9 protein-coding genes are annotated in these 17,839 nt (G+C 68.1%); all 9 read right to left on the bottom strand.

Annotated elements, in window-relative coordinates; all coding sequences use genetic code 11:
• Nucleotides 1-894 (bottom strand): hypothetical protein, encoded by an 894-nt coding sequence (locus C1A13_RS12040; RefSeq protein WP_146021724.1) that lies wholly within the window; start codon nt 892-894, stop codon nt 1-3.
• 38 nt (nt 895-932) lie between these two features.
• Nucleotides 933-2,732 carry a hypothetical protein gene (locus tag C1A13_RS12035; RefSeq protein ID WP_101552330.1) on the bottom strand — a complete coding sequence of 600 codons (1,800 nt, stop codon included), beginning with the start codon at nt 2,730-2,732 and terminating at the stop codon, nt 933-935.
• A gap of 48 nt (nt 2,733-2,780) precedes the next feature.
• Nucleotides 2,781-9,326, bottom strand: coding sequence for a chitobiase/beta-hexosaminidase C-terminal domain-containing protein (locus C1A13_RS12030; RefSeq protein ID WP_101552328.1), 6,546 nt, complete (start codon nt 9,324-9,326; stop codon nt 2,781-2,783).
• On the bottom strand, nt 9,323-11,122 hold the full coding sequence (locus C1A13_RS15145; protein WP_101552326.1) for an ATP-binding protein: 1,800 nt from the start codon (nt 11,120-11,122) through the stop codon (nt 9,323-9,325). The genes C1A13_RS12030 and C1A13_RS15145 overlap by 4 nt, the downstream gene beginning before the upstream one ends.
• Nucleotides 11,119-11,916: a hypothetical protein gene (locus C1A13_RS12020; protein ID WP_101552324.1), complete on the bottom strand. Its 798-nt coding sequence runs from the start codon at nt 11,914-11,916 to the stop codon at nt 11,119-11,121. Before C1A13_RS12020 ends, C1A13_RS15145 begins: the two co-directional genes overlap by 4 nt.
• 102 nt (nt 11,917-12,018) lie before the next feature.
• A complete protein-coding gene (locus C1A13_RS12015) occupies nt 12,019-13,524 on the bottom strand; it encodes a LuxR C-terminal-related transcriptional regulator (protein ID WP_101552322.1) in 1,506 nt (501 codons plus the stop codon).
• 61 nt (nt 13,525-13,585) lie between these two features.
• Nucleotides 13,586-13,966 (bottom strand): hypothetical protein, encoded by a 381-nt coding sequence (locus C1A13_RS12010; RefSeq protein ID WP_101552320.1) that lies wholly within the window; start codon nt 13,964-13,966, stop codon nt 13,586-13,588.
• Nucleotides 13,967-14,138: 172 nt separating this feature from the next.
• Complete coding sequence (locus tag C1A13_RS12005) at nt 14,139-16,247, bottom strand: dynamin family protein (RefSeq protein WP_172439272.1); 2,109 nt, start codon at nt 16,245-16,247, stop codon at nt 14,139-14,141.
• Nucleotides 16,231-17,820: a dynamin family protein gene (locus C1A13_RS12000; protein ID WP_172439271.1), complete on the bottom strand. Its 1,590-nt coding sequence runs from the start codon at nt 17,818-17,820 to the stop codon at nt 16,231-16,233. Before C1A13_RS12000 ends, C1A13_RS12005 begins: the two co-directional genes overlap by 17 nt.
• Nucleotides 17,821-17,839: the final 19 nt, after the last annotated feature.

Below are 17,839 nucleotides of genomic sequence, written 5' to 3'. Positions count from 1 at the left end.
TTAAATTGTCTCATCGCCGAGCGCGACGTCCCCGATGTTGGAAAGTCCCGCGTAGGCGGTGTTTTTTTCCGCTGCGCTCCGGTAGGAGAGCCGCAGGGTGATCTGGTAGCCCGCATAGATGACGGTCGCGAGGACCAGGGCCGCCACGAAAATGGCCATGCTGCGACTTTTGACCCATTCCAGCAGGTCCCCCGCGCGCCCCGCCAGCCTGCGCACGCCCACCCGAAGCTCGATGGGCCGGTCGGGCATGGCCTTGAGCGCCGCGAGAATCGCGCTGTGGGAGAGGAAGCCCTTGGTCTCGGCCTTCTTGTAGAAGGCCTGCAGCTCGCTGGGGTAGCTGTCGAACTGTCCCTCCGACCGCAGCTCATATTCCTGGGAGAGGATCTGGAAGACCGCCTGCGCGGCATACCGGTAGAACTGGCTGTCCTCCGTGTCCGGGTCCCACTTCTGGAAGTCGAGGAAGTAGTTGAGGTAAACCGTCAGATCGGGGGCGATGTTGAGGTTGCGCTGCGAGAGCAGCAGCAGCCCGACGGACCCGGTCACCTGCGACTCCGCCAGCGCGACCACGAGGTTTTGCGCGATCCGTTTGCGGTGGGCGAAGCTCGTGGCGTAGAACGGCCCCTGCCGCTCGAGCAGGTTCTCGTCCCGGTAGAGGAACACGAGGTTCAGCCGGTCCCCCTGGGAATAGGAGCCGAGGTAGTCGCTCGTCTGGGAGAAGAGGCCCTGCGCCAGCAGCGCGGCCACCCCCAGCCGGACGCGCGGCTCGGTGATCGAGATCATGGTGTAGAACACGCCCGTCCGCCGTCCCAAATCGACGCAGACGGCGATCTCGTTCACCTCGTTTTTGAGGACGGTGCGCACCGGCTCCAGCCGCATGCTGAGTAATTCCGACACGGTCCGCCTGGCCCCCTTTCAACACGGCGGCAAAGCCGCTATTCTTCCTTTTTCTTCTGTGTGACGATCATGAACGCGTGGGTATAGATGGTCGGATCGCTGACCGCCTCCACCCGGACCTCATAGGCGCCCTCCCTGGCGGGAGCGGTGTAGAGGCCGTTCTGGTCCACCGTGCCGCCCTCGGGATCTATCACCCGGAAGGTGCAGGCCTCGCTGGGCATGTTCACGAAGACGGGGGAGAGGTGGGCGGCGGCCTTCGGCGCCAGCACGATCGTATCGGGATTGAGCATCAGCATCCGTTCGCCCCTGTCCTGCGGCTTGAGCTGCTTGGAGAGCTCCCCGAGCCGGAAGGCGAACCAGCGGATCCGCAGGCTGATGAGCCCGGTCGGCTTCTCGAGGTTGACCGCCACGACGAAGGTGCCGCGTTCCGGAAGCACCTTGACGGCGGTGGAGAGGTTGTAGATCCGTTCCTCGCCGCCCGCGGGCGCGTCCGATTTGAAGAGGGAAACGTTCCCCAGCAGGATCTCGCCGCTGCCGCCCGGCTCGGAAGCCGCGTCGATGTACTCGACCCCGACGTCCACGTAGACCGGGCCCTTGCCGAGCCCGTGCATGATCTCCTCTGAAAAGGCGGGGCCCTTCTGGTCCGCGCCCAGCCCCAGCGAGAGGTTGAAGATGCCGCAGGCGGTGCTGCGCAGCCCGCCGGGCTCGGGGGCCGATACGGCCGGGGCTTCCGCCGTCCGGCCGGCGGGCGGGGCTTCCGCCTCCCCGCGCGGCGCGGGGTAGTATTCCTCCAGCTCCCGCAGCAGCATGAGCTGCTGGGCGTTGTAGCTGTACTGGCCAAAGGGCGGCGGCAGCACCCGGTCGACGATGATCGAGCTTCCGCGCCGCAGGAGCAGCAGCTTCGCGATCCAGAGCCGCTCGTCGAACGTTTCGGTGAGCTGCTTATCCATCGGCCTGCCGTAGCAGGCCGAGAGGTAAAAGGCGTCGAGCGTCTGGTCCACCGGCTTGACCACCGCTTCCATCCGGCGGTTGAGGGTGAACTCCTCGTCGCCGCGGCGGATCGCGAAGTTCTCCACGGCCAGCGTCACCGCGCCGCCGCCCCACAGGTAGGGCTCCGGGCGCAGCAGATAGTCGAAGGACCGCTGTTCCCCGTGGGAGAGCTTCACCTTGTCCGCCGAGATCTCCAGCGCCGCCCCGCTCCCGGTCTGGAAGCCCGGGGCCCCGAGCCGGCAGGAGAAGGCGTATTCCCCGGTGCCGGGCGTCTGGCGGGTGATGGTGAAGCGCACCCGCAGCGCGCTCTCCCTGGGCAGGCAGGCGGGAACCAGCAGCGCGGCCTCCACATCCTCGGCGGCGTAAATGACCACGCGGTTGACAAATTCATCCAGCTCCCGCGGCACCCTGGCGGCCATTGACTCGTCCGTCAGCGTGAGCTTGTAGCCCTCCGCCAGCTTGTTGAAGCGCGGCGCGCCGTTCTCGTCGCTCATCACCGAGTAGACCTCCTCCTCCGGCGTCTCCCCGTAGGAGATGCCGAGGTAGGCGCAGTTGGAGGTGAGCCGGTCGTAGCCCTCCACAGTGGGGAGCTTGATGACCCGGGTCTCCGGCACCACGATCTCGCGGCCGCTGGCGTCGAGCGCGCAGCCCGCCTGCAGGATCACCGAGGCGTCGTCCGCCATGATGACCCCCAGGCCGGCCACGATGCCGCTGCCGCCGAAGAGCCGGTTCATGAGGCGCCGCTTGTCGTTCATGTACCGCTGCTCCGCCTCGAAGTCGCGGGCGGTGAGCAGCTTGCCGGGATAAAAGGAGTTCCGTTCAAACGGAAAATACCTGCGGTTTTGCATCCGATCGACCTGCTTTCTCTATAGATTTGGAAGCGGACCCCGCGGCCGTCAGGCCTCCGGTAAATCCTCGCTCCGCTGTTTTTTCCTTCTCCGGCGGAGCGCCGCCAGGACGATCCCGGCCGCGGCCGCGGATGCGGCCAGGCCGCCGAGTGCCCATGGGAGACCGGAGCGCGCGCCCCCGCTCATGGCGGCGGCCGCTTCCGGGACGATGATCGCGTATTTGGAAAGATGGTCGCGCATGGCGTAGGCGATCCCGCCGGAACGCCGGGTGTCGCAGGCCTCCACCGACCCGTCCTCGGCCAGCCGGCAGATCATGACCACGCCGTTCTGGTAGTCCGCGGGGACCGGAAGCCCGAGCTCGGCCTCGCCGGAGAGCCCGATCTCCTCGCCGCCGCGTTCGAGCGTCACCTCAAAGGCGGAGACGATGGCGTAGCCGAACTGGGTCTGCACCGCCTGCCGCTCCTTCCTCGAGGGCTCCACCCTGCGGATCACCAGCCGGGCGTCCCCGGGGACGCTCCCGTCCGGTGCGGAGAGCACGGCGTTGAACTGGGTATCCACGAGCACGACGTCGGAGAAGCTCGGCCCGGCGGTCTCGTCCGAATAGGTCCGGCGGCTTGCCAGCCGGTCGGTCTCCAGACGCAGCAGCTTATCGGCTTCGTTTTCGGTTTCCGGCTTTTCCGGTTCGAAGACGGTGTAGGTGGCGGCGTTCACCACGCTGTCGTGGAGTCCGGGCAGCGCCGCCTTCGCCTTGAGGGTCACCGGCCGCATGATGGTCACCGGGGCGGTGTAGGTCATGCTCTGCTCGGTGGGCTCGGTGCCGTCGGTCGTGTAGTAGATGACCGCGCCGAGCGTCTCGGTTTTCAGCTCCACCTTGGTGCCCTGCTCGATCTCGCCGCCCGGCACGCTCATCACCGGCGCGGCCGTCTGGCCGGCGTGGGTGTAGACGTACTGGACGATCTCGCTGGGCTCCTTGCCCTCCGCGACGGCGACGGCCTTGAGCACCATCGAGCCGGTGACGGAGATGGGGCCTGTGTAGAGGGTGCTGGAGGTGGTCGGGTCGGCGCCGTCGGTCGTGTAGAAGATGTCGCCCTCCTTGACGGTGAGGACCACCGCCGCGCCGTCGAGCGTGACCGCCCCGGAGGGGATCGACGCGGTGGGCGCGGGGGTGCGCTCGGCGATCTGGTAGGAGAAGACGACCGTGGTGCCGCCGTCGCCGCCGTCCTGCACCGCCGTGGCCCGGATGGTGAAGGTGCTGCCGGGCTCTCCCTCCACCGGCACGGTGCTGCCCTCGACGGCGTCGCCCCGCGCCGAGTGGCGGTAGCTGCTTCCGGAGGAACGCACGTCGGGCGCGTCGCCGCCGACCGTGTAGAAGATCATGCCGTCGGTGAGCGAGGTGGTGAGGGTCACCGAGTCGTCCGGCCGCAGGACGCTGCCCGCCGGGGGAACCGCCGTCAGGTAGTCCTCCTTTTCACAGATGGTGTAGGTAAAGGTCGACGTCTCGCTGGGGGTCTTGCCGCCGCCGTAGCAGAAGGCGGTCACGGTCACCGATTCCCCGAAGTCGGCGTCGATCACCACGTTCTCGCCGTAGAGCACCTGGTCGTCCTTCTCCTTTTCGCCCGTGGTCACGGTGATGGTGGTGCCGCCGCCGGAGGAGTCCTTCTTGTCGTCCTCCTTCAGGATGGCCTTGGGATCGCTGCCGTCCACCGTGTAGGCGATCGTCTCCTTGCCGGAAAGCCTGATGCGGGTGCCCTTGTAGACCACCGAGCCGCTGTCGAGCGAGGAGGAGGGCTTCTTCAGGGTGCCCGCCACCTCGTAGTCGTAGACCGCCTCGGCGCTTTGCATCCCGTCCTTCTCGGCGATGGCCCGGATGACCGTGTCCTCGTCGATCTGGATGGGGGAGGAGTAGACGGGGCTCTTGTAGGGCTCGGGCGTGCTGTCGTTGGTGGTGTAATAGATGGTCGCGTCCCTGGTGGTGCAGGTGAGGGTGACCTTGGTGCCCTTCACGATCTCATCGCTGTCGTCCGGGCTGGCCAGCACCGCCTGCACCCGCGCGGGAAGCTGGTAGCGGAAGACCGCGACCTCGCTCTGGTCGTAGCCCGGGGTGACCGCGAACGCCCGGATGATGTAGAAGGTGAGGGCGTCCTTGTTCATGGGGATGCCGGTCTTCGGGTCGTAGAGCCTGGTGGTGCCGTCCGGAGTGCCGTCCGACTTCAGGGCGGGCGGAGTGTCGTCGTCAGTGTAGTAGATGCTTGCGCCGGCGGTCTTGCTGGACAGCTTGATCGTCTCGTCCGGCCGCAGCTCGAGCGCCTCGTCGTCCGGAGGCTTCGGCGACGCCTCGGGCGCCGCCGTCCGGTCCAGCAGCCGGTAGAGGAAGGTGGAAACCGCGCTGTTGTCATAGGTTTCGCTCTTGGTGAGCACCGCCGCCTTCACGGTGACGGATTTCTTGGGTTCCCCCTCGAGTGTGATCGTCTGGGGATTGCGATAGCTGACCGTGTAGGTCGTGACGCCCGCGTCGTCGGTGGTGCTGGTGACCGTCCGCAGCCCGTAGGAATAGGCGGTGCCCGCCGCGATCGGATCCTCGTCCCCCATGACATACTGCAGGGTGGGCATGGCGAAATTGTCGAGGGTCAGGATGCAGTTGATGTACTCGGCCCCGTCCTGCGGGGCGTCGCTGGCGCGGTCCAGCGAGATGGAGGCGTCGTTTTCGGAACCGGAATCCTGCATGACAAGATCGGTCAGCAGCTTGCCGCCGCTGTCATGAAGCCCGTCGGCGGCGTGATAGGTCACCCGCTGCAAAAAGGCGCCGGAGGTCCCATAGTTGCTGTCGAGCTGTTCGAGCGTCTTGTCCGAAAGGGTGAACAGCAGGCTTTGCCCGTTGGTCACCGACGTGTTGGGATTGACGCTCGCGGCCGGACCGTCCAGCGCCTGGCGCACGCGCACGGGGAAGCTGACGGTGTCGCTCACCTTATCCGGCACGTCCGTTCGCTTGAAATACGCCCGGATGGTCACCACCGCGTAGTCGCCGGGCAGGTCGAGCGGCTCCTGCTCGTTGTACTCCTTGGCGTTCGCCTCGGTGGGGGTGCTTCCGTCGATGGTGAAGCGGACGGCGCCCTTCCCCAGGAAGGGGTGGGTGAAATGGATCTTGCTTCCGGAGGGATAGGTCATGGCCGGGTCGAAGGCCAGCCCGTTTAGCCTGAGCTCCGGCGGGTCGGGCCTGCCGATGTTGGTCGTGGAGTTGTAGCGGATATACGACACCGTGCTGGGCAGCTTATCCCCCGCGGTCGCGATCGCCTTGATGCCGAAGGTCGTCTTGTCCGTGGGGAAGGGGATCGGCCCGGCGTAAACGGTGCCGGTGTCCCTGGTCGGGTCCGTGAAGTTCTCGCCCTCGTCCACGACGGAGGTGGTGTAGCGGATGACGGCGTCCGGCTCCCCCGGCACCGTGATGACGATGCCGATCGATTCGTCGATGATCCCGTCCTTGCCGGTCGAAAAGACCGGAGGGTTGGTTCTGCCGCCCGAGTTGCCGCTGCCCGAACCGGACGGGAGGAAATACTCCTCATAGAGGGCGTCGAAGGGAACTCTGGAGAGCCGCACGTTGGTGATCTCGATGTCCTTTCCGGAGACGAGGTCCTTTTCCGTGAAGCCGGTATGGCTGGTGGAATCCCTCGAATCCAGATACTCCAGCCTGGAAAGGTCCATCGCGGTCGGACTTTCCGCCCCTTCCGGCGTGTGGTCCGGTTTGTACGGGTTCACCGAGGCCGTATAGCTGCCGACCGGCTTGCCCTCGTCGGCGGTCCAGCCGGGCTCCGGCGGGAGCGCGGTGCTCCAGGACGCGAGCGGGACCTTGTAGACGACCGCCCCGCCCCTTGTGCGGCTGGCGTTGTCCCCATCGATATAGAGCTTAAGATAGACGGCGTTATCCGCCGCGGGGTCCTTCAGAGAGAAGCCGATCCCGGTCTCCGCGCTGCCCGAAAGGTCGGTGACGTTGTCGTCCTTTTCGCTCTCGGCAAAGCCGCTCTCATTCACGTTCGCATTCGCCTTGACGAACTGGTACTTATAGTACGCAAGCACGTCCATGACGGTTTTGTTGTCCCTGTCGGACACCGTGTGCGCGTTGAAGGTCAGCGTATAGTGGTTGCGGACCGGCCCGCCGGGATCCCCCGCCTCGACGTGCTTGCCGCTTCCGTCGAGCCGGTCCGGCGACGGGACCGTCACGGTTACCCTGCCGGCGGTGGGCGTGTCCGGCGTGTCCGGCGTCTTCGCGGTGATGGAAAAGACCGCGGTATAGTCGACCTCTCCGGGTGCGTCATCCGTGCCGGCGCCGACCTTCAGAGTGGCCGTGATCGTAACCGTGCCGCTGACGCCGTCCGCGGGCGCGGTATATTCCACGCTCGCGCCCGTGGCGCCGTCAAGTCCGCCGCCCGACCAGGCCGTGGTGGAAAGCGCGCCGGGGACCGCGCCCTCCGGTACCGTGGGGGCCGTCACCGAAAGCTTCACCTTTTGCCCGGGGAGGAGCTCTCTGCCGCCGCCGGAGCCGCCTTCGGCGGGAGCCAGCTGCAGTTCGTCGGCATATTCCGGGCCGGGGGCCTTTTCTTTCAGCGTGATCTCTTTGGAGGCGGTCAGCCGCGCGCCGGGGAAGCCGGCATTTTCAGCCGTGGCGGTGACGGTGAGCTTTCCGCCCGTCCCCGTTTCGTCCGGCGCGGCGTTCAGCAGGTATCCGCCGCCCTCCTTTGTCACTTCGGTGCCGGGCTTTCCCTCGACCGAAAAGACGACGTCCCATCCCTCCGGCAGCCCGGAGGTGACTTCCGCGCCGACCCCGACGCTCCCGCCGGGCTCCACCTCTTCGGCGGTGCTGGTGACCTTCAGGTCGCCGGCCTTCGGCGTAAAGGAATAGCTGCCGGTACCGACCGTGGAACCGCTCGCGGTGCTGACCGCGGCGGCGGTGACGGTGACCGCGATCCCGGCGGATTCCGCCGGGATCGCGAGCGCGCCGTCGGCCGTTGCGGCGGGCTCCGGCCCGGCGCTCCAGTTCACGCGGAACCCGTCCGTGGACGTGACGCCCGACAGCCGGGCGACAAAGTCGTAGGTCAGCCCGGCGTAAAAGTCGTCCTTGCCCGCCACGCCGTGCGGCGCGACCACGACCCCGGCCATGCCCGCCGAGGAATCGATGGTGATGCCTGCGGGCGGGTTGGCGGTGGGCATTGTGCCCATGACCGGGACCGACGCGTCGAACCGCCAGTCGTTGCCCGCCATGGGGTAGGGGGTGATGGCCACGGTGGGCGGCCAGGGACTGCCTGTCACCTTGACCTCGGGCGCGCCGCTTCCGACCAGCCATTTCAGGTTGGGGATGCTGGTGTTCACGTCGATCCACGAGGCGCCGAGCCTCGAGGCGGTGGCCGTCGTGCCGGTCTTGCCGTCATAACTGAGGCCGTTTGAGTTGACATGGCAGGTGAATTGGCTGTAAACGCTGCTGAAGCCGGCGGCGGTGTTGCCCGCCACGGTGCCTGCCGCGCCGCCGCCGATGACGGCGGGAAATCCCGAGAGGGGATTTGTACGGTTCCCCAGGTCATTTATCGTATTCCGAATATCGGTGCCGCCGTTCCCCTCCTGGATGTCGTAAATCCGCACGGCGCCCTTGTGGGCGTAGCTGTTCTGGAGCCCCGCGCCGCCCTCTGTGCCGCCGGCCAGGGCGCCCGCCGAGGCGGAACGCCTCGAGATGCTGGGGCACCTCTCTGGGTCGAAGTCGTAGACATAGACTTTTTGTCCGTAGTAGGCGCAGTTGCTCACGGCGGTGCTGCTGTCGCCCATCAGGCCCACCAGGCCGCCCACATACTTGTAGGTGCCGGAGATGTTGCCGCTTCCCAGACCGGCGTAGACGTCGGCGTCGGAATAGCATCCGTCGATGGACGTGCCGCCGTGGGCCCACCCGGCGAGACCGCCGACGCTGTAGGAGCCCAGGCCCATCGAAACGTTACGGATTTCCAGGCTTCCGGTCTTCACCCTGCTGACGACGGCGCAGTTTTTGATGTTGCCGCCGTATATCTCCCCCACGAGGATGCCCGCGTGGTAGACCGCCTGGCCGATGCTGGGGGAAGCGGGCTGGATATAGAAAACCCCGCCCTCCAGCAGGACCGTGATGTTTTTGAGGCTGCCGCCTTCGACGTAAGGGAAGAGACCGGCCGAATACCGACCCGTCTCGGGCGACAGCTCGGTGCCGTCCGCCAGCGTGATGGTCTTGCCGGCTCCGTCGATTTCCGCGGAAATGGAGCGCGCCGTCTTACCCTCAATTTCGAGCCCCTTCAGCTCGCTTCCGCTTGCCTCGATATTTTTCTGTTGTACCGCCTTGGTGTAAGTTGCCGCCGAACCGTTCTCTTGGCGCCAGCCGCGGCGGACATCGTTGAGGGACCAGGTTTCTTCGGTCTTTCCGTCCGAGAGGGTCACCAGAAAGGCGGTTTTGTCATTTGGGCCCACGGCCTCCGTATCCTCGTCCGCCGCAAAGACGGGCGCCGCCAGCGGCGCGGGCAGCTCCGGGACGGCCCCCAGCAGGATGGCAAAGGCCGCCAGCGTCGCGAAAGTCCGTTTCCAAAAGTTCATCCGTCCAGCTCCTTTCCTGTGGGGAACCTCTGCCCGAACCGTGCCGGGAAGGTTTTTCCAAGCTTCTGATATTCCTCGCGGGCGGCCCGGCAGAGCCGCTCCAGGTTGATTTCTCCGTTTTCTGCCGCCGCCATGCGAGCGGCGTTGAGGGCGCAGGCGCGGATTCCCGCGCCGGTCAGCTCCAGCTCCCTGGCCAGGAGCGGATAGTCGATATCGGAGAGCGGGGCCTCCTCCGGGAAGATCCCCCGCCAGAGCGCCTCCCGCATCGCCTCGTCGGGCGTGGGGAAGCGGATCATGAAGCCGATCCGCCGCCGGAACGCCTCGTCGAAGTTCTGCAGCAGGTTGGTTGCCAGCAGGATGATGCCGTCATACTGCTCGGTGCGCTGCAAAAGATAGGCGATTTCCGCGTTGGCGTAGCGGTCCTGGGCGTCGGCCGCCTCGGTCCGCCGGGAGAAGAGGGCGTCCGCCTCGTCGAAAAAGAGGATGCAGTCGGCGCTTTCCGCCGCGTCGAAGATTCTGCCGATATTTTTCTGGGTTTCCCCGATGTACTTGCTGATGAGCTGGGAGAGGTCCACCCGGTAGAGCGGCAGTCCCAGTTCGTTCGCGACCACCGAGGCGGCCAGCGTCTTGCCGGTGCCGCTCGCGCCGTAGAAGAGGGCGGTCAGCCCCTGACCGCCGGGGATTGTGCGCGCGAACCCCCAGCGCTTCCAGACGGTCTCCCGTCCCCGGGCGAACGCGCAGAGGCTTTCGAGCTGGCGCTTCTGTTCCGGCGGGAGCACGAGGTCCTCCATCCGCTTGCCGTTTTGAATCCGCTGGGCGCTCTGGTTGAGCGCCTGCCCGTTTTCACGGCGCAGGGCCTCCCGCAGGTCCCCGGGCCCGCCCGCGGCCGTCTCGGCCCGCAGCCGGGCTGCGGCCTTCACGAGCGCGCCCACCGGGGTGCGGCAGAGGGACGCGGCGCGGGAGAGCTCCGCATCCGGCTGGCCGGGGAAAAGCTCCCGCATCGCCCGCAGGCGTTCGGGGGCGGCGGGCGGCGGGACCTCCCGCTCAAAAAACGCCCGGCAGCCCTCCGGTGCCGAAACCGGCGTCCGCGCGCTGCACAGGACCAGCGAAAACCACCGGAACAGCCCCTCGGCCAGCGGCGCGTGGGCGTCCTCATACCGGTCGAGGCAGACGAGCGCGTCGAAGAGCAGCGCCAGCCCCGCCAGTTCCGGGAGGTCGTCCGTGCCAATCGCCGCGCAGTCGGCCGCGAGCATCCCGCAGCCCCGGCGGAAACAGCATTCGTTCAGCAGATATTTTTTCCCCGTTCCGGGCCCGCCCGTCAGGCAGGCCATCGCCGGGACGAGGTCCTCCCCGGCGGAGCAGCGCTCCAGAAAGGCGTCCAGCGCCGCCGGGAGCGCGCCGCCGTGGTAGCTTTCGCCGGCGGGCGGCGCGATCGGCCGCACCCAGGCGGGAAGCCGCGGCTCCCGGCCGAACGCGCATTCGCAGGCTGTCCGCAGAAGGCCGCCCGCCTCCGGGGAGAAGAGCAGCGGCAGCGGCGCGGGCGCGCCGCCCTCCGCAGCGCACAGCGCGGCCAGCTCCCGGGGCTCCGGGAAGGGCCGCAGGCAGGCGGCGCGGTAGAGGCACCAGGCGAACGCGGCGGTCGCGCGCGCGTCCAGTCCGAAGGCGGCGCACACACGGCCGAACGCCCCGTCCTCCGCAAAGCCCTGCGGGGCGCGGAGAATTTCGCCCCCGTCGCAGCGTTTTCCCAGCGCGAGGACGGCCTGCAGCGGTTCGCGGTCGGCTGTCTCAAAGGTCATTTCTTCTCATCCTTCTCCGGGGTCTCGGGCGTCAGGTTTTCCGCCTCGAGGCGGCGTGCGGCGATCCGGCCGCGGTAGTATTCAAACATCTTCTGCTTTTGCAGGTCGAAGGCGATGTTGAGCTTGCGGAAGAACCCGCGCGACTGCGCCTGCTTGCGCCGGACGATCGAACCGAGGAAGTCGAGCTCCCGGGAGAGCTCCCGCCGCTCGGCCCGCACCCCCGCGCGTTCCGGCCCCCGGACATCCCGCTCCGCCGCGGAGAGCGCCCGGTCCCTTGCCAGCAGGCCTCTGCGCTCCGTCCGCTCCTGCGCGGCGTTCAAAAAGGGCATCGTCTTCTGGAGGGCCTCCAGGCTCTGCCGCTGTAAGTAGGGGCGGATCGACTGCTCGCTCCAGGGCTTGTTCTCCGCCTTGTAGAGGAGCACCGAGCTGTTGGCCCGCCGCCGGGCGGAAAACGCCCGGTTCTGGTTGCCGGTCTTGAGCTGGCTCATCCGCTGGCGGTCGTTCATCTTGCGTTGCTCCTGGCTCGCGGCCGTGTCGAAGATCGAGGTTTTGATGTTCGCGAAGAGGAAGCTCTGGCCCCGCTTGGGGTCGTAGCCCATCTGGACGGTGCCGTAGAGGGTGTCCCACTTCCACAGCCGGTCGCAGCCCAGAAAGTCCGGCACCGTCCGGTCCTCGAAATAACCCTCGATGCTCTGATGCTCCTCAAAGCGGTTCTGGAGGATGTGTGCGGGGGAGGTCAGGCGCGCGGCGGCCTCCCGCCGCTGCTTCTGCCGCAATTCGGATATGCCCCGCATCCCGTTCGCCCCCTTCCCGCCCGCAGCTCGCTTTCATGAGTTTAAAGTAACACACTTTTTCTTTTCGTAAACTGGACTAAAGTATTGTTTCGGAAGAAAAATTTACAGGATTTTGAGCTCCTTGGCGATATTGACCGCCTCGATGCGGTTTTTCGCGCCGAGCTTTTCAAGGAGGTTGGAGACGTGGAACTTCACCGTCTGGAGCTTGACGCCGAGCTGCTCGCGGATCTGGTTGTTGGATTTGCCGGCGGCGAGCATCTGCAGCACCTGCAGCTCGGTGGGGGTGACGTCGGGCATGTAGCCGGCCGAAGCCTTCGGGGCCGCGCGGTCCTGGTCATAGAGCAGGGGGAAGAGCAGCGCGTAGTTTTTCGCGGTCTCCAGCACGCTTTGCAGGTAGGAGGCGGGCAGGCTGCCCGTCCGGCGGTTCTCTTTCACCAGCTGCCCCAGAAGCCGGGCCGCGACCTGTCCGCCGTCCGCGATGACCCGGACGTACCGGAAGGGCGCGGCCAGCAGGAGCGCCTCCTCCAGCTTATCCAGCGCCAGGTTGCGGCTCCCCAGCAGTTCGCAGGCGATGGCGCTGTCCACGAGGCATTCGATGGTGTCGAGCGGCCGGATGTCCGACCGGAACACGAGCATCAGGCTCTCCAGCAGCGTCACCGCCTCCCGGCAGCGCCCGAGGGCGATGAGCGCCTTGGCGCGGGACATCAGCTCATAGGCGTTGCTGAGGCAGCAGTCCTTCAGCGCGTCGACCTGGCTCGCGGCCGCCCATTCCTCCACCGCGTCCAATTGGCCGCGGTGGATATCGAAGCGGATGCACAGCGCGCGATAGTTGGGGAGCAGGTGGGCGGCCCCCCGCTCCTCCAGAAGAACCCCCAGTTTTTGCAGGACCTCCTCCGGCCGCCCGTTTGAAACGCCGTCCAGCCGGGCGATCCGCGCGAGCTGCGCGTAACCGGCGAAGGCGATCTCCACGTTGGGGCTGGAGAGCGCGCCGGCGACCTCGATGCTCGCGGCGTCCAGGCTGCCCCGCTCATAGAGCAGCTCCGCCACCGCCGCGGAGACCGCGCCCGCCCCGCCGTCCGGCAGCACCGAATCCTCCAGGGGGGTCACGATGTTGGCCACCGCGCGGTAGTTCCTGCCCCAATCGGAGAGGTCCTTCGCCCCGCGCAGCACGCTGGGCCTGCGCCCGGTGGCGCTCAGATGGACGGGCGGCAGACGGTGGCTGATCGTCTCGTTGTGCAGGATGGACAGCAGCAGCAGGATCTGGGCGTTGTCCGTCTGCGGCAGCATGATGCCCGCAAGGCAGACATACCGCACCACCGCCGCGCGCGCCGGGGACCCCTCCGGGCACTGGTCGCGCAGGACGGCGAGCTGGTTGAACCACTGGCGCGCCGAATTCGCCCGCCCCAGGCGAAGGTCCGCCGAGAGGGCGAGAAAGCACCCCTCGGGCGACTGCTGAAGCACCTGCTCCGGCAGCGAGGACAGGCAGCGTTCCATCCGCTCGAAGTTCCCGTCGTCCAATATGGAGACCGGTTCCGCCGCCAGCAGGGCGATGGCCTCCGGATATTTTTCGGTCCCGATCAATGCTTCCGCCTTTTCGTAGTCGATCATAAGGATCTCCCCCTCCAATCAATCTGTGTTCTCCCAAGCGCCCGCCCCGCCGGGCGGGGGCCTAGCACTCCAGCTTCATCCGCAGCTGGAAGCTGTCCTCGCATTGGGTCAGTTCCACCGAGGAGACGCCTTCCGGCGTCTTCCCGGATTCCAGGTAATACTTTCCCGCCGAGGAGCATTCCAGCAGCAGGATCTGCGGCTGGATGCTGACATGCAGGCTGATCCAGCGGTCCGCGGGCGCCAGGCGCAGGCAGTTTTCCGCGACCGGGGGCAGGATCACATCCAGAAGCTCGGCAATCCGTTCCTCGCCGCCGTTGTTGTCCTTCACCACGCCCTCGATCTCGTACTCGAGATAGGCGCCCACCTCAGCCGCCCGCTGGAACCACTGGTCGAGCACCCGCGTCAGGCGGAAAGCGGATTTTGCATTGCTGCACGCATCCATACGATCCCTCCCTTTCTGTAAAGTCACGGATTTTCCGGGGGATTAGTCCCCGGAAAAAAGGAAAGCACCGGCGCCCGATAATCCGGGCAGCCGGTGCGAATGATATTGTCCCCATTATAGCATGCCATGCGAAAAAAAGACGGAATTCAACAAAAATTGACTGGCGGGGCGCTCACTGGTAGTGCCCCAGCAGCTCCGCCAGGGTTTGGAGCCGCCCGCACTCCCGTTCCAGCGCGGCGCTCCGCGCGCCCAGCGCGTCCCGTTCCCGCAGGAGCGTCTCGCACAGGGCGGCGGAAAAAGCGCCCGCCGCCTCGGCGGCCTGCTCCCGCAGGCGGCGGGCCGCCTGGACGGCCGCCTGCCGGCGTTCTTCGACGATCTTTTGCGCCGCGCTTCGCGCCGCCTCCCGCAGCGCGGCCTGGCCCGGGGCGTCCCGCACGGCGGCCTCCCCGGGAAGGGAAAACGCCGGGAGCAGCCGGTCCGGCTGAGGACGCTCCTTGGCGGGCAGCCGGGAGAGGGCGGACCGCAGCGCCGACCGCAGCCGTTCGGGCTGGCGGGCCGGGCTCTGGAGCGGAAAGTTTTTGGCCGCGGCCTCCATCAGCCGGTTTTGCAGGCGGGAGGTGTCCGCGAACAGCAGGAACGCGGCCGCCTGAAGCTGGGCGGAGAGCAGCCAAAGCTGCTCCAGGTTGCGCCGGGCGTCGGCGGGGTCCAGGAAGGCGTAGGTTCTCTGCTCGCTGGTGTAGATGGTGCGGCGGCGCCCCCAGGTCCAGGGGCGAAGCGGCTGCGCGGCCGATTCGGTGCGCACCCGCGGGATGCTCTCCACACCCTCGCGTGAGTCCAGCTGCGCCCAGTCCCCGCCCAGGCGGTCAAGCTCGCGGGACACGTCGAGGCGGGCCTGCTCCAGAGGGGCCAGGTATTCCGCGAAGGCCTCGTCCACATCGGCCCGCACCCGGACGAGGTGCGCGCTCAGCTCCCGCTGGCGCTCCCCGATGGCGGCCTCCTCCGCCAGCAGGCGTTCCCGCTTTTCGAGCACGCCCGCCCGCAGACGTTCGAGCAGCATCCCAAGCTCGCCGCGGGCCGCGGCGGTGAGCTGCCCCGCCCTGCGGCGGAGCAGGTCGTCCTTTTCGGCGGCCACCCGGAAAAACGCCGCGCGCGCCTCTTCAAAATTGCCGATCCGTTCCAGCTCCTCCCGCCCGGGCTCCCCCAGCAGCCGGAGCAGCAGGCGCTCCCGCTCGCCGAGCTCCCGCGCGGGCCTGTGCGCAAGATCCTCCGCCAGCGAGGAGAGGAAGACCGGGCGCCGGCAGCGCTCGAGGGCCGCCGTCACCGGCTCGGGACAGCCGGCGCGCCGCAGCTCCCGCACCGCCGCGCCCACGCTGCGGGCCGCGTGCTCCTGCAGGGCGCCGCGCAGGTCGCGCGCCGCGCTCTCCAAGTCGGGATATCCGGGGAGCATGTCGATGAGCGCGCTGTCGAACTGCGTGGCCGCAAGGACGAGCTCCGCCGCCCCCTTCTGAGGGAGCTGGGCGGTCAGCAGGTCCAGGTCGCTGCGGTCCAAAAAGCTCCCGCACCGGGAGAGAAAAAAGATCGCGTCGCAGGTCTCCAGACACCGCCGGGTCTGTTCCGTGCGGGAGAGGACGGGATCGTTGAGTCCGGGGGTGTCCACCACGGCCAGGTCGCGCAGGCTGTCGAGCGGCAGCCCGAGCGTCAGGCTGTTCACGGCGGGGGCGAAACGCCCGCCCTCGCCGACATAGTCGTTCAGAAGCGGTTCCAGCCCGTCGGTCTCCTCGAGCGGGATCCGGCGGGTCCCCTCCGCGAAGCATTCCTCCAGCGGGGTGCCGAAGCGGCCGGCGCGGGCGGCCGTCTCCTGCGCCGCCTGGGCCTGAGGGGTGTCCATCCCCGAGCCCGCCAGACGGCAGAGCTCCTCCCACTCCGCCCGGGTGAGAAACCGCGCGGTCAGGGAGGCATCCTCGGCGTACTCCATCCGGGTGAGCACCGCGGTCTTCGGGGTGAGGCCCCTGGGCAGGACCTCGCGCCCGCCGAAGAGCAGCGTGTTGAGGAAGGTGGATTTCCCAGCCTTCACCCGGCCGGCCACCGCCAGCGTGAACCGCCGGTTCTCGCGGAAGAAGTCCTCCGTCCGGCGCCGAAAGCTGCGCAGCAGCAGTTCCAGCCCGCCTGCGTCGACCTCCGCGGAGTAGGGCTCCAGAGCGGCGCAGAGGGACGCGACGCGCGCGGCGAAGGCCTCGGCCCGCCTGCGCTGCTCCTCGATCTTCTCAAAGATCGGTTCCATACGCGTCCTCCTCATCCTTCCGGCAGCAGGCGGACAGGGCGGCGTCCGCCGCCTGCGCCTGCGCGCGGATCTCCCGCAGCAGCCGGGTCTGCTCCGCCGCGTTCGGCTCTCCCCGGCGCTCGAGCTCCTCCAGCGCGGCGCGCCGCAGGAGCGACTGCTCGCGGACGGCCTTTCCGGCGGCCTGCCGCACCGCTTCGAGCGCCGTCCCGCCCTCCTGCGCGGTAAACGCCAGCGCCCGTTCGGAGAGCTTCGGCAGCACCCGCACCGGCAGCATCACCCGCAGTGACTCCCGCCGCCGCCCCCGGGGAACCCCGCGCAGCAGCGCGAGGATTTCCGCGAACAGGCCGTCCGAGCCGGGGAACCCGGCGAGGACCCCCCAGGACGGGGACACGGCGCACCGCGCGGCCGCGTCCGGTCCGGAGGCGACCCCCTGCAGGCGGAGCAGGGCGTTCACGCTTTTCTGGTAGCCCCTGAGCGCGGGCTCCAGTTCCCGGCGCAGGCTGTCGAGCGCGGCCGCGCGCAGGGTGTCGTCCACATAGGACGCGGGATTCTGTTCGCAGAGCAGCATCGCCTCCATCGAAGGCGCCGCGCGTTCCACCGTCCCGGCGAGACGCGCGGCCAGCGACCGCTCCCAGTCGCCTGCCTGCTGCTCCAGCTTCCGCGCCTGCTCCTCCAGGGGGCCGGCCAAAAGCCGGCTGCGCTCCTCCAGCAGCTCGATCTGGCGGGCGGACTCCGGGACCGTGAGCCCCGCCGCGTCCCGGCGCATGCGGAGATATTCGCGCAGCTGGTTCGCGGCCAGCAGGAGCGCTTGTCTCAGCCTGTTTTCCGCCAGTCGCGCCGCCCGGGACTGCAAACCGCGCAGCAGCTCGCGCACCGGCTCCACGTCGCCCCGCGCGCTCACGCAGGCGACCGTTTCCGGGACCGTGCCCGTCAGGTCGGCGAGGCTCTCGCGCAGGTACGCGGCCGCCTGCTCCCGTTCGGCGGGCAGCAGCTTGTCGCACTTGGTCAGGACCGGGTGGAAGGGCGCGCCGCGCAGGGAAAGCTCCCGCAGGAAGGCCGTCTCGCTCTCCCGGACGACCGGGTCGTCGGCGGCGAAGACCAGCAGGCAGGCGCAGGGGTCGGGCAGGGACTCGCGCAGGGCGCGCTCCGATTCCAGGGTGCCCGCGCCGAGGCCGGGCGTGTCGATCAGGCAGAGGCTCGGGAGCTCCGCGAAAAACGGCAGCGCGCAGGAGGCGCGCAGCATGGTCACGCCGGCAAGGTCGATTCCCGCGCGCAGGTCCCCAAGGCCGATCGGCAGCAGCGCGCCGCCGCGCTGCGCGAAGGCCCCGTTCTCTCCGAAAACGAGCCCGGTGGGGACCGCCGTCGTGGCGGTGATCCCCACCGGCAGCAGCGGAAGGCCCGCCAGGGCGTTGAGCAGGGAGCTTTTCCCGCTGTTCATCGCGCCGATGAACGGGACCGCCAGCCGAAATTCGGCGCAGTCGTCCAGCGCGGCCCGCAGCGGTCCCGCGTCGAGGCCGTTGCCGCGCAGAATGGGAAGTATTGACAGAGCGTGCTCCCGCAAACGGTTTTCCATGGCGCTCCCTCCAGCCCTC

Origin of the sequence: Anaerotruncus massiliensis (ex Togo et al. 2026) (genome assembly GCF_900199635.1) — a bacterium.
GTDB classification, from domain to species: Bacteria; Bacillota; Clostridia; order Oscillospirales; family Ruminococcaceae; genus Anaerotruncus; species Anaerotruncus massiliensis.
Note: the sequence above shows the minus strand (reverse complement) of the source record. Positions and strands in the feature narration are given on the sequence as shown.

Bases quoted from the DNA above. Each gene is read 5' to 3' on its own strand.
- C1A13_RS12035 (WP_101552330.1), bottom strand. From the start codon at position 2,732: ATGCAAAACCGCAGGTATTTTCCGTTTGAACGGAACTCCTTTTATCCC.
- C1A13_RS12030 (WP_101552328.1), bottom strand. From the start codon at position 9,326: ATGAACTTTTGGAAACGGACTTTCGCGACGCTGGCGGCCTTTGCCATC.
- C1A13_RS15145 (WP_101552326.1), bottom strand. From the start codon at position 11,122: ATGACCTTTGAGACAGCCGACCGCGAACCGCTGCAGGCCGTCCTCGCG.
- C1A13_RS12020 (WP_101552324.1), bottom strand. From the start codon at position 11,916: ATGCGGGGCATATCCGAATTGCGGCAGAAGCAGCGGCGGGAGGCCGCC.
- C1A13_RS12015 (WP_101552322.1), bottom strand. From the start codon at position 13,524: ATGATCGACTACGAAAAGGCGGAAGCATTGATCGGGACCGAAAAATAT.
- C1A13_RS12010 (WP_101552320.1), bottom strand. From the start codon at position 13,966: ATGGATGCGTGCAGCAATGCAAAATCCGCTTTCCGCCTGACGCGGGTG.
- C1A13_RS12005 (WP_172439272.1), bottom strand. From the start codon at position 16,247: ATGGAACCGATCTTTGAGAAGATCGAGGAGCAGCGCAGGCGGGCCGAG.
- C1A13_RS12000 (WP_172439271.1), bottom strand. From the start codon at position 17,820: ATGGAAAACCGTTTGCGGGAGCACGCTCTGTCAATACTTCCCATTCTG.